The organism is Neotabrizicola sp. VNH66 (genome assembly GCF_049445895.1).
Classification (GTDB): Bacteria; Pseudomonadota; Alphaproteobacteria; order Rhodobacterales; family Rhodobacteraceae; genus Pseudogemmobacter.
This window is the reverse complement of record NZ_JBMSDW010000006.1, coordinates 215497-227599: the sequence shown is the minus strand read 5'-3', so window position 1 is coordinate 227599 and position 12103 is coordinate 215497. Positions and strand designations below refer to the sequence as shown.

Below are 12103 nucleotides of genomic sequence, written 5' to 3'. Positions count from 1 at the left end.
GCTGCCCAACCGGAGCCTCCCATGCCCGCCATCACCGAGCCGAAACTGATTTCCGGCAATGCGAACCTGCCGCTCGCGCAATCCATCGCCCGCCGGATGTCCATGCACCGGGGCATGTCGATCAGCCTTGTCGATGCGCGGGTGGAGCGGTTCAACGATCAGGAGATCTTTGTCGAGGTGTTCGAGAACGTCCGCGGCGAGGATATGTATGTCATCCAGCCCACCTCGAACCCGTCGAATGACAACCTGATGGAGCTGCTGATTATGACCGACGCGCTGCGCCGGTCCTCGGCCGCGCGGATCACCGCCGTCATCCCCTATTTCGGCTATGCCCGTCAGGACCGCCGTACCAAGGCCCGCACGCCGATCAGCGCCAAGCTGGTGGCGAACCTGATCCAGACCGCAGGCGTGGACCGCGTTCTGACGCTGGACCTGCATGCCGCGCAGATTCAGGGCTTTTTCGACATTCCGGTGGACAACCTTTATGCCAGCCCGGTCTTCGCGCTGGACATCGAACACCAGTTCCGTGGCCAGATGGACGATCTGATGATCGTCTCGCCCGATGTGGGCGGCGTGGCCCGCGCGCGTGAGATTGCCAAGCGGATCAATGCCCCCCTGTCGATCGTGGACAAGCGGCGTGAAAAGGCGGGCGAAGTGGCGGGGATGACCGTCATCGGCAGCGTCGAAGGCAAGAAATGCATCATCGTCGATGACATCTGCGACACTGCCGGGACGCTCTGCAAGGCAGCCGAAGTGCTGATGGAAGCGGGTGCGACCGAAGTGCACAGCTACATCACCCACGGCGTGCTGTCCGGCCCGGCGGTGGAGCGGATTACCAATTCGGTGATGAAATCGCTGGTCATCACCGATTCCATCGCCCCGACCGATGCAGTGAAAGCCTGCAAAAACATCCGCATCGTGCCGACCGCGCCCATGTTCGCCCAGGCCGTGCTGAACATCTGGGGCGGCATGTCCGTCTCCAGCCTGTTCGAGACCGAAACGCTGGTTCCGATCTACGAAAGCCTGTATCCGCGCAGCTGAACGGGCTTCGGGGGCGGGGGCTGAACCCGCCCTGCCCCGTCAGCAAGCGGCGGGCATCCTTCGGCACGATTGCCCTGATCCAGTCCGCAGCGCGCCAAAGGACGGGTGAGCGCGCATCCGGGGGGCCGTCAGAGACCGGGCCGTCGTCATTCTGATCCATGCGCATAGTTGCCCGGCGATCAGGAAAAGCGACTACATGGCAGAAGCACTTTCCGAAAAGCACAGGGGCTTAAGCACCGCGCTGTTCCCGATCGCTGCTATTCCACATCCCAGTCGTCTTCATCCTTCACCGGACCGATGGCGGTCCAGTCGGCGCGGACGCGGGCGACGCGGGTGTCGCCCCATGTCTTGAAGACGATGTGGAAACCCTTCTTCGTCACATGCTCGGCCGTGATATCCGCGCGCGAGTTGGTGGCACTGTCCATGTCCCACATCGACATGCCGACGATCACCGCGGGCGGTTCGGCGAAGGGCTCTTTGAAGGTCACGATGAACCGGCTTTCGCGGTTGCCGTTGCCAGTCCACATTTGGCCGCCATTGGCGAAATCGGAAAACAGGACCCGGGATCCCTGAACAACCCCGACCGTGGATCTGAAACGCCGCATTGAATTCTGCCCTTGTCTTCCGGGCAGATTAGGTCGCCCGCCGCGCGGTGAAAACCACCAAAATGCAGAAGGCCCCGCCGCTTGGGCGGGGCCTTTGCGTATCAGTCCCAATCCGGGATCAGCGGCCGGTCAGCACCGCATCGCGCAGGGCGATGACATCGGCCACATTCTTCTCGGCCAAGTCTTTGTCGCCCGGCAGGGCGGCAGCGGCCAGCGATTTCGCCTCGGCCAGGATGTCATCCAGAATGGTGCCGGTGGCTTCCTCGACCGGGATCGCGCGCTCGGCCAGGACGGTGACGCCCGTGGCCGTGACTTCCGCGAAACCGCCCGTCACCACATAGGATTTGACGCCCGCCGTGGTGGCCGCGCGCAGAAGGCCCGCGCGCAGGGTGGTGATGGTGGGAACATGCCCCGCCATCGCCGTCATGTCGCCCGCCACGGCCGGGATCTGCACTTCGGTCGCGGGGACCGAGGCAAGACGCCGCTCGGGGCTGACGAGGTCGAATTGCAGTTCCCCTGCCATGGTTGCCCCCTTATGCCGCAGCCGCGGCGAGCTTGGCAGCCTTGGCTTTCACTTCTTCGATGTCGCCGACCATGTAGAAGGCCGCTTCGGGCAGGTGGTCGTATTCACCGGCCACAACCGCCCGGAACGAGGCGATGGTCTTTTCCAGCGGAACCTGCACACCGTCCGAGCCGGTGAAGACCTTCGCCACGTCGAAAGGCTGCGACAGGAAGCGCTGGATCTTGCGGGCGCGCGACACGGTCAGCTTGTCGTCTTCCGACAGTTCGTCCATGCCGAGGATGGCGATGATGTCCTGCAGCGACTTGTAGCGTTGCAGGATGCCCTGCACGTCACGGGCCACCTGATAGTGCTCGGCGCCCAGAATGGCCGGGTCCATCAGACGCGAGGTCGAGTCGAGCGGGTCCACGGCCGGGTAGATGCCCAGTTCCGAGATGGCGCGCGACAGAACCGTGGTGGCGTCAAGGTGCGCGAACGAGGTCGCAGGCGCCGGGTCGGTCAGGTCGTCGGCCGGAACATAGATCGCCTGCACCGAGGTGATCGAGCCGTTCTTGGTCGAGGTGATGCGCTCTTGCAGGGCACCCATGTCGGTGGCCAGCGTCGGCTGATAACCCACGGCGGAGGGGATACGGCCCAGCAGAGCCGACACTTCGGAACCGGCCTGCGTGAAGCGGAAGATGTTGTCCACGAAGAACAGAACGTCGGTGCCGGACTGGTCGCGGAACTGCTCGGCCAGGGTCAGGCCGGTCAGGGCGACGCGGGCACGGGCGCCCGGCGGTTCGTTCATCTGGCCATAGACCAGCGCCACCTTCGATTCCGACAGGTTCTCTTCCTTGATAACCCCGGATTCGATCATTTCGTGATAGAGATCGTTGCCTTCACGGGTCCGCTCACCCACGCCGGCGAACACGGAATAGCCCGAGTGCACCTTGGCGATGTTGTTGATGAGCTCCATGATCAGAACGGTCTTGCCCACGCCGGCGCCGCCGAACAGGCCGATCTTGCCGCCCTTGGCATAGGGCGCCAGCAGGTCGATGACCTTGATGCCGGTCACGAGGATCTGGCTTTCGGTCGATTGCTGGACGAATTCCGGGGCGGGCTGGTGGATCGCACGGGTTTCCGAAGCGACGACCGGGCCCTTTTCGTCCACCGGCTCGCCGATGACGTTCAGGATGCGGCCGAGGGTCGCGTCACCCACCGGAACCGAGATCGGCGCGCCAAGGTCCTTGACCGCGGCGCCGCGAACCAGACCTTCGGTCGCATCCATGGCGATGCAGCGGACGGTGTTCTCGCCCAGGTGCTGCGCCACTTCAAGGACCAGACGCTTGCCGTTGTTGTCGGTTTCCAGCGCGTTCAGGATCGCAGGAAGGGCACCTTCGAACTGCACGTCCACGACGGCGCCGATAACCTGGGTGACCTTGCCGGCGGCAGCAGCGGCTTTCGGGGCTTTTGCCATAGTCTAATACTCCGGGTTCGTCAGAGCGCCTCGGCGCCCGAGATGATTTCGATGAGTTCCTTGGTGATCGCGGCCTGACGGCTCCGGTTGTACTGGATCGTCAGCTTGTTGATCATGTCGCCCGCGTTGCGCGTCGCGTTGTCCATGGCGGACATCCGCGCGCCCTGTTCCGAGGCGCCGTTTTCAAGGAGAGCGGTAAAGATCTGCGTGGCCACGGACCGCGGCAGAAGATCGGCGAGGATCGCCTCTTCCGAGGGTTCGTAGTCATACTGGGCCGAGGCTTCGCCGACCGCTTCGAACTGGGCAGGAATGATCTGCCGCGCGGTCGGGATCTGGCTGATCACCGACTGGAAGCGGTTGTAGAAGATCGTCACCACGTCCACTTCGCCATTGTCGAAGGCGGCGGTCACCTGACGCGCGACATCCTGCGCATTGGTGTAGCCGATCTTCTTCACTTCGGCCAGATCGACATGGCCCACGAAGGTGTGGCCCCAGTCACGGCGCAGCTGTTCACGCCCCTTCTTGCCCACGGTGAGGATCTTCACCGTCTTGCCGGCGGCCACCAGTTCGGCGGCGCGGGCGCGGGCCAGCTTCACGATCGAGGTGTTGAAGCCGCCGCAGAGGCCGCGTTCCGAGGTCATGACGACCAGGAGATGCACCTGATCCTTGCCGTTCCCGGCCAGAAGGCGCGGCGCGCCCTCGCCCGTGCCGACGCCGGATGCCAGCGACGACATGACGGCATTCAGCCGGTCGGCGAAGGGGCGGGCAGCCTCCGCCGCATCCTGCGCCCGGCGCAGTTTTGCGGCGGCGACCATCTGCATCGCCTTGGTGATCTTCCGCGTGTTCTTCACGCTTCCGATGCGGTTTTTTAGGTCCTTAAGGCTGGGCATGTCCCTGTCCTTTCAGGATCAAGCGAAGTCTTTGGCGAATTCGGCGATGGCTTCCTTCAGCTTCGCTTCATCGGCGCCCTTGATCTTCGGGTCGGCGGTGGTCAGCCAGTCCAGAATGTCCTTGCGCTTGGTGCGCAGGAAGCTCAGCAGGCCCGCTTCGAACCGGCCCACATCCTTGACGGCGATCTTGTCGAGGAAGCCCGCGGTGCCCGCATAGATCACGCAGACGATTTCCGCGTTGGTCAGGGGCGAGTATTGCGGCTGCTTCATCAGCTCGGTCAGGCGGGCGCCGCGGTTCAGCAGCGCCTGGGTCGAGGCGTCGAGGTCCGAACCGAACTGCGCGAAGGCCGCCATTTCGCGGTATTGCGCCAGCGACAGCTTCACCGGGCCGGCGACGGTCTTCATCGAGTTGGTCTGAGCCGAGGAGCCCACGCGGGACACCGACAGACCGGTGTTCACGGCCGGGCGGATGCCCTGATAGAACAGTTCGGTTTCAAGGAAGATCTGGCCGTCGGTGATCGAGATCACGTTGGTCGGGATGAAGGCCGAGATGTCGCCGCCTTGCGTTTCGATGATCGGCAGCGCGGTCAGCGAGCCGGCGCCGTAATCCTCGTTCAGCTTGGCCGAACGCTCCAGCAGGCGGGAGTGCAGGTAGAACACGTCGCCCGGATAGGCTTCGCGGCCCGGCGGGCGGCGCAGCAGGAGCGACATCTGACGGTAGGACACGGCCTGCTTCGAAAGATCATCATAGATGATCAGGGCGTGGCGGCCATTGTCGCGGAAGAATTCCGCAATCGCGGTGCCCGAGAAGGGCGCCAGGAACTGCAGCGGCGCCGGGTCCGAGGCGGTAGCGGCCACGACGATCGTGTAGGCCAGCGCGCCGGTCTCTTCCAGCTTCTTCACCAGCTGGGCGACGGTCGAGCGCTTCTGGCCGACGGCGACGTAGATGCAGTAAAGCTTCTTCGACTCGTCCGAACCGGCAGCCTCGTTGTAGGACTTCTGGTTCAGAATGGCGTCCAGAGCGACGGCTGTCTTGCCGGTCTGACGGTCGCCGATGATCAGTTCGCGCTGGCCGCGGCCAACGGGGATCATGGCGTCGATGGCCTTCAGGCCGGTCGCCATCGGCTCGTGCACCGATTTGCGCGGGATGATGCCCGGAGCCTTCACGTCGGCCACGCGGCGCTCGGCCGCGACGATCGGGCCTTTGCCGTCGATCGGGTTGCCCAGACCGTCCACGACGCGGCCCAGAAGGCCTTCGCCCACCGGCACGTCCACGATGGCCTTGGTGCGCTTGACGGTATCGCCTTCCTTGATGTCCTTGTCGGAGCCGAAGATCACGACGCCGACGTTGTCGACTTCAAGGTTCAGCGCCATCCCGCGGATGCCGCCGGGGAATTCCACCATTTCACCGGCCTGGATGTTGTCCAGACCGTAGACGCGGGCGATGCCGTCGCCGACCGACAGGACGCGGCCGATTTCGGCCACTTCGGCGTCCTTGCCGAAATTCTTGATCTGCTCCTTAAGGATCGCAGAAATCTCAGCGGCCTGAATTCCCATCACCCAACCTCTTTCATGGCATTCTGCAGGGAAGCGAGCTTCGACTTGACCGACGTGTCGATCATGGTCGAGCCCAGCTTGACGATAAGTCCGCCGATGAGGCTTTCATCGACGGTGGTGTTCAGCTTGACGGTCTTGCCGACCTTGGCCTTCAGCGTCTCGGCCAGCTTCTTCGACTGGGCGGCCGACAGCGCGGTGGCGGCGGTCACCTCGGCGGTGACTTCGCCCTTTGCCGCGGCGATCAGGGCGGCCAGTTCGCGCAAGAGTTGCGGCAGCACGAACAGGCGGCGCTTTTCGGCCATCAGCGACAGCGTGTTGATGGTCAGCGCGCCCAGACCCATCTGGGTGGCCACGGCGGTGATCGCGGCACCCTGTTCGGCGCGGCTGATCAGCGGCGAAGAGATGACGAGGCCCAGTTCGGGCGAGGCGGCCAGCGCCTCGGTCAGGGCGGTTGCATCGGCTTCAAGCGCGGGCAGCGTGCCCGCCTCCTGTGCCAGATCGAAAAGTGCGGTCGCGTATCGCGCGGCGATGCCCTGAGAGATCGAAGCTGGTTCGGCCACGGTCTTCCTTCCCCTGATTTGGGCCTTACCTCTCCTGACCGCGGACCTTGCCCTGCAAGGCCGTGGGCCGGAAGCGCCCTCTTATTCCGAATATTCGCGGCGTCCTTAGCAGAGGTGCGCCCCCCCGGCAACCAGTATGCTCACGCTTTCATGAGCGGCGGGTTCCGCTTTTGCCGGCTGTTAGCGCTGCGCCCCGCGGCCCGCGTCATAATGAAGCGGAGGCGGGGGACGGGAATACCGGCCTGACCGCAGAATCGGCCCCCCGCGACACCGCTTTTTCCGGCCGCAGAGGATGCAGGATACGACGCGACGGAGCGCCCGCCTCCCTGCCCTTCCGGCCCTGCCATGCCCCGGTTCGACCGGGCTGCGGCGGATGGGACAGGGGCCTTTGTCGCGCAGGGAAATGTCCCCATCGGGCGGATCACCATTCAGGACAGCATCCATGATTTCGCCACCACCGCTTCGCGTGGGATCTGGCGGCGGATGCCGCCAAGGGCAAAGACGGCCGGAGACATAGCGCGCGCGCCCGGCGGGCATATCGCCCATGCGGATTTCGAAGCGTCAGGTGCGGCGGAGGGCGAGAAGACCCGGGGGGCGAATGCCGCGCGCCGCAGAGGCGGCGGTTCAGCGCAGGCGATTGAGCGCGGGCTCCGGCGCCCGCGCGCCTTCGAGCACCCGCAGCGGCCGTTTCACCACAGCCTTCAGCCCGCCCCGCGTGGGCGCGTAGACCTGCTTTGTCGCCTCGACCATCAGCACACCGCCCGACAGCCACGGCAGGCGTCGCCCCAGCTGTTCCCAGAACCCCGCCGTGCGCAGCCAGAACGGTGTGTGGCTGGGCGGGGCGTGCAGCACGGTCAGGCTGCGTTCAGGGGTGAAGCCATGGCGACGCAGCTGCGCCTCCAGCTGCGCGCCGGAATAGGGCCTTCCATAGCCAAAGGGCGTCACATCCCGCCGCGCCCAGAGGCCCGCGCGGTTCGGTACCACGAAAACCGCCCGCCCCCCCGGACCCAGCACGCGATGCGCCTCGTCCAGCACGGCGCTCGGCTGTTCGCTGGTCTCCAGCCCGTGCATCAGCACCAGCCGGTCGACAAAGCCGGTGGAGAGCGGCCAGGCCGTGTCCTCACACAGCACGCTGACATTCTCCATCCCCGCGGGCCAGGGCATCACCCCCTGCGGGCCGGGCATCAGCCCGATCACCCGCCGCACCTCGGCCAGATAGGGGCGCAGCAGCGGCACAGCGAACCCGAAGCCCGCCACGGTATGGCCGGGCGCAGGCGGGCAGAGCCGGACCAGCTGATCGCGGATGGCCCGCTGCGCCACCCGGCCAAGCGCGGTGCGGTAGTAGAAATCGCGCAGGTCCTGCACATCAAGGTGCATTGCGGGCGGGGCTCCTTCGGGCCAAGGTCGGGGTTCATTCTATCCGCCGACCCGGGAAAAGCCATGCCTCTTGACCTTGTGACCGTCCCCTGCCTGCGCGACAACTTCGCCTATCTGCTGCATGATCCCGCCTCCGGGCAGGTCGCGCTGGTCGACGCCCCCGAAGCGGCGCCGGTGCTGGCAGCGCTGGCAGAGCGGGACTGGCCGCTGCACCAGATCCTGATCACCCATCACCATGACGACCATATTCAGGCCGTGGCCGAAATCCGCGCCGCCACCGGCGCGCGGGTGCTGGGCGCCGCCGCCGATGCGCACCGGCTGCCTGCGCTGGATGTCGCGCTGGCGCCCGGCGACAATGTGGCCATCGGGGACGAGACCGGCACCGTGCTGGCGGTGGACGGCCATACGGTCGGCCATATCGCCTTTCATTTCCCGTCCTCGGCGCTGGTCTTCACGGCGGACAGCCTGATGGCCGCGGGCTGCGGCCGCCTGTTCGAGGGCACGCCCGCGCAGATGTGGGACAGCCTGTCGCGCTTGGCCACCCTGCCCGATGAAACGCTGGTCTGCTCCGGCCATGACTATCTGGACGGCAACCTGCGCTTTGCCCTGCATCTTGAACCGCAGAATTCCGCCATTACATCGCGTATCGCAGAGGTGGAAGCGATGCGCCGCGAAGGCCGCCTTCCGATGCCCTGGACCCTTGCCGAAGAGAAGGCCACCAACCCTTTCCTGCGCGCCCACCTGCCGCAGCTGAAAGAGGCCGTGGGTCTGCCCGGCGCCCCGGATGTTGCGGCTTTCGCGGAAATCCGGGCCCGCAAGGACAAGTTCTAGGCCGTGCGATGAGATTTGAGGCAACGCATGGTCACAATTTCGGCGGTCTGGAAGATAGCCCTTGAAGTGCGGTGAATAAAACCGAACTTTAACTTTATGAGGCCACGGTCGGAACCGGGCGTCCCCGCCCGCACCGGCCCCGAGGAACAGGAGCAGGCAAAAGTGCCGTCATTCTCGTCCACGCTCGATCAGGCGATCCACGGTGCGCTGGCTTTGGCCAATGCCCGCCGGCACGAACTTGCCACGCTGGAACATCTCCTGCTGGCCCTGATCGACGAACCCGATGCCGCACGGGTCATGCGCGCCTGCTCGGTCGATCTGGAAGAGCTGCGCCGGACCCTGACCGATTTCATCGACGATGACCTGTCCACGCTGGTCACCAATGTCGAGGGGAGCGAGGCGGTCCCCACCGCCGCGTTCCAGCGCGTGATCCAGCGCGCGGCGATCCATGTGCAATCCTCCGGCCGGACCGAGGTGACGGGGGCCAATGTGCTCGTCGCCATCTTCGCCGAACGCGAATCGAATGCCGCCTATTTCCTGCAGGAGCAGGATATGACGCGCTATGATGCGGTGAATTTCATCGCCCATGGCGTGGCCAAGAACCCGGCCTATGGCGAAAGCCGCCCGGTGCAGGGGTCTGAGGAACAACAGGAAACCCCCAAGGCCGAGGCGGGAGAGGCCAAGGAATCCGCGCTGTCGAAATATTGCGTGGACCTGAACATCAAGGCCAAGAAGGGCGAGGTCGATCCACTGATCGGGCGCGAGGCCGAGGTGGAGCGGGCGATCCAGGTCCTGTGCCGCCGCCGCAAGAACAACCCGCTTCTGGTGGGCGATCCCGGCGTGGGCAAGACCGCCATCGCCGAAGGCCTGGCCTGGAAAATCGTGAAATCCGAAGTGCCGGAGGTGCTGTCGGGCGCGACGATCTACAGCCTGGACATGGGCGCCCTGCTGGCGGGCACCCGCTACCGCGGCGATTTCGAAGAGCGGCTGAAGGCCGTGGTCAAGGAGATGGAGGATCACCCCGATGCGATCCTGTTCATCGACGAGATCCACACCGTCATCGGCGCCGGGGCGACCTCGGGCGGGGCGATGGATGCCTCGAACCTGCTGAAGCCCGCGCTTCAAGGCGGCAAGCTGCGCTGTATGGGATCGACCACCTACAAGGAGTTCCGCCAGCACTTCGAAAAGGACCGCGCACTCAGCCGCCGGTTCCAGAAGATCGACGTGAACGAACCTTCGGTGCCGGATGCGATCAAGATCCTGATGGGTCTGAAGCCGCATTTCGAAGATCACCACGATCTGCGCTATACCAATGAGGCGATCAAGACCGCCGTCGAACTGGCCGCGCGCTACATCAACGACCGCAAGCTGCCCGACTCTGCCATCGACGTGATCGACGAGGCGGGCGCGGCGCAGCATCTGGTGCCGGAATCGAAGCGCCGCAAGCAGATCGGGACGAAGGAGATCGAGGCCGTGGTGGCCAAGATCGCCCGCATCCCGCCAAAGAGCGTGTCGAAAGACGATGCCGAGGTGCTGCGCGATCTGGAAAAGACGCTGAAGCGGCTGGTCTTCGGTCAGGACCGCGCAATCGAGGCGCTGTCGGCCAGCATCAAACTGGCCCGTGCCGGCCTGCGCGAACCGGAAAAGCCCATCGGCAACTACCTGTTCACCGGCCCGACCGGGGTAGGTAAGACCGAGGTGGCGAAGCAGCTGGCCAATACGCTCGGCGTGGAGCTCCTGCGTTTCGACATGTCGGAATATATGGAGAAACACGCGGTTTCCCGTCTGATCGGCGCCCCGCCCGGCTATGTGGGCTTTGATCAGGGCGGCATGCTGACCGATGGCGTGGACCAGCACCCGCATTGCGTGCTGTTGCTGGACGAGATGGAAAAGGCGCATCCGGATGTCTACAACATCCTGCTGCAGGTGATGGACCATGGCAAGCTGACCGACCACAACGGCCGGCAGGTGGATTTCCGCAACGTGATCCTGATCATGACCTCCAACGCCGGCGCGTCGGACATGCAGAAGGCTGCCATCGGCTTTGGCCGCGAAAAGCGGACCGGAGAGGATACGGCCGCGGTGGAACGCACCTTCACCCCGGAATTCCGCAACCGTCTGGATGCGGTGGTCAGCTTCTCGGCCCTGCCGAAAGAGGTGATCTTCCAGGTGGTCGAAAAGTTCGTCCTCCAGCTGGAGGCACAGCTGATCGACCGCGGCGTCCATATCGAACTGTCGCCCGAAGCCGCCACCTGGCTGGGCGACAAGGGCTATGATGACAAGATGGGCGCCCGGCCGCTGGCCCGGGTGATCCAGGAAAACATCAAGAAGCCGCTGGCCGAAGAACTGCTGTTCGGCAAGCTGCAGAAGGGCGGTCTGGTGCGGGTGGTCGTGAAGGACGACGCCATCCAGCTGGAGGTGCAGGAGCCGCAAAAGCCCCGGATCGCCAACCAGAAGCCGCCGCTGCTGACGGCGGAATAAGACGGCAAACCCCCGCTCCGGCGGGGGTTTTTCGTTGCGCCTCGCCGCGCGCCTGATGCCCGGAGCCGGAACCCGTGCTGCCACCAACCGAACGATGGGATGTGCAGGCCAGCCTTGTCCGGCTGGCCGGGGGGCACCGCAACCTTGCGTTCAGAACACTCGGGCTGCGGCAGGATGTCGTGTTCAAATCCACCTGCCGCACAGCAGAGCAGCTGGCATGGCTCCGGCCGGTGCAGGACATTGCCCGGGCCTGCGGCTTTGTAGTGCCGGGGCTGCGAGAGAGCCGGGACGGCCGACTGGCGGAAGAGGGTTGGACCTGTGAGCCTTTTATTGCAGGCGCTCCGGTCTTGCCGGGCGATCTGGCGGCCCTTGTGCCTCAGATCCGGGCCTTCCACGCGGCCAGCGCCGACCTGCCCCAACGGCCCGGATTTCTTTCGGTGCGCGCCCTGCTGGACCGCACGGCGGGCGGGGATGTCGATCTGACAGCCCTGCCTGCCCCCTTTGCCGCCCGTTGCCGCGCCGCATGGCAGGCGGTCGCCGACCGAGAAGAGGCGGCGGTCCACGGCGATCTGAACCCCGGCAACCTGATCCTCTGCCCCGATGGCCGGACTGCACTGATCGACTGGGACGAATGCCGCCGGGATCTGGCTCTATTCGATCTTGGCGCCCTGCGCCCCGGGGATGACGACGAGCGGATGGCCCGTCTGGCCTGGGAAGTGGCCTGCTCATGGCAGGCAGAGCCGGAGCATGGCCGCAGGCTTGCGCAGAGGCTGTGACCGGCGGTA

Annotated in this window: 11 protein-coding genes; 4 read left to right on the top strand and 7 right to left on the bottom strand. The window is 65.2% G+C overall.

Annotated elements, in window-relative coordinates; all coding sequences use genetic code 11:
• Positions 1-21 precede the first annotated feature (21 nt).
• Positions 22-1041 (top strand): ribose-phosphate pyrophosphokinase, encoded by a 1020-nt coding sequence (locus ACO2Q5_RS11340; RefSeq protein ID WP_423291023.1) that lies wholly within the window; start codon positions 22-24, stop codon positions 1039-1041.
• Between the two features lie 257 nt (positions 1042-1298).
• On the opposite strand, the gene ACO2Q5_RS11335 is transcribed toward ACO2Q5_RS11340, so the two are convergent.
• The 7 genes from ACO2Q5_RS11335 to ACO2Q5_RS11305 all read right to left on the bottom strand — a co-directional run bounded on the left by ACO2Q5_RS11335 (position 1299) and on the right by ACO2Q5_RS11305 (position 8006).
• The gene (locus ACO2Q5_RS11335; RefSeq protein ID WP_423291021.1) at positions 1299-1568 is read right to left on the bottom strand and encodes an H-type lectin domain-containing protein; all 270 of its coding nucleotides are present in this window, start codon (positions 1566-1568) and stop codon (positions 1299-1301) included.
• A 196-nt stretch (positions 1569-1764) separates the two neighbouring features.
• A complete protein-coding gene (locus tag ACO2Q5_RS11330) occupies positions 1765-2169 on the bottom strand; it encodes a F0F1 ATP synthase subunit epsilon (RefSeq protein WP_423291019.1) in 405 nt (134 codons plus the stop codon).
• 10 nt (positions 2170-2179) lie between these two features.
• Complete coding sequence (gene atpD, locus ACO2Q5_RS11325) at positions 2180-3622, bottom strand: F0F1 ATP synthase subunit beta (RefSeq protein WP_423291017.1); 1443 nt, start codon at positions 3620-3622, stop codon at positions 2180-2182.
• A gap of 20 nt (positions 3623-3642) precedes the next feature.
• Positions 3643-4512 carry a F0F1 ATP synthase subunit gamma gene (locus tag ACO2Q5_RS11320; RefSeq protein WP_423291015.1) on the bottom strand — a complete coding sequence of 290 codons (870 nt, stop codon included), beginning with the start codon at positions 4510-4512 and terminating at the stop codon, positions 3643-3645.
• Between the two features lie 18 nt (positions 4513-4530).
• Positions 4531-6069 (bottom strand): F0F1 ATP synthase subunit alpha, encoded by a 1539-nt coding sequence (gene atpA, locus ACO2Q5_RS11315; RefSeq protein WP_423291013.1) that lies wholly within the window; start codon positions 6067-6069, stop codon positions 4531-4533.
• Positions 6069-6629 (bottom strand): F0F1 ATP synthase subunit delta, encoded by a 561-nt coding sequence (locus ACO2Q5_RS11310; RefSeq protein ID WP_423291011.1) that lies wholly within the window; start codon positions 6627-6629, stop codon positions 6069-6071. Before ACO2Q5_RS11310 ends, atpA begins: the two co-directional genes overlap by 1 nt.
• 624 nt (positions 6630-7253) lie before the next feature.
• Positions 7254-8006: a class I SAM-dependent methyltransferase gene (locus ACO2Q5_RS11305; protein WP_423291009.1), complete on the bottom strand. Its 753-nt coding sequence runs from the start codon at positions 8004-8006 to the stop codon at positions 7254-7256.
• 63 nt (positions 8007-8069) lie between these two features.
• Here ACO2Q5_RS11305 and gloB point away from each other — a divergent pair, with 63 nt between their 5' ends.
• From gloB to ACO2Q5_RS11290, 3 genes are all read left to right on the top strand, one after another.
• Positions 8070-8837 carry a hydroxyacylglutathione hydrolase gene (gene gloB / locus ACO2Q5_RS11300; RefSeq protein ID WP_423291007.1) on the top strand — a complete coding sequence of 256 codons (768 nt, stop codon included), beginning with the start codon at positions 8070-8072 and terminating at the stop codon, positions 8835-8837.
• A 162-nt stretch (positions 8838-8999) separates the two neighbouring features.
• Positions 9000-11318 carry an ATP-dependent Clp protease ATP-binding subunit ClpA gene (gene clpA / locus ACO2Q5_RS11295; RefSeq protein ID WP_423291006.1) on the top strand — a complete coding sequence of 773 codons (2319 nt, stop codon included), beginning with the start codon at positions 9000-9002 and terminating at the stop codon, positions 11316-11318.
• Positions 11319-11392: 74 nt separating this feature from the next.
• Positions 11393-12094, top strand: a complete 702-nt coding sequence (locus ACO2Q5_RS11290) for a phosphotransferase (RefSeq protein WP_423291004.1) — start codon at positions 11393-11395, stop codon at positions 12092-12094.
• Positions 12095-12103 lie beyond the last annotated feature (9 nt).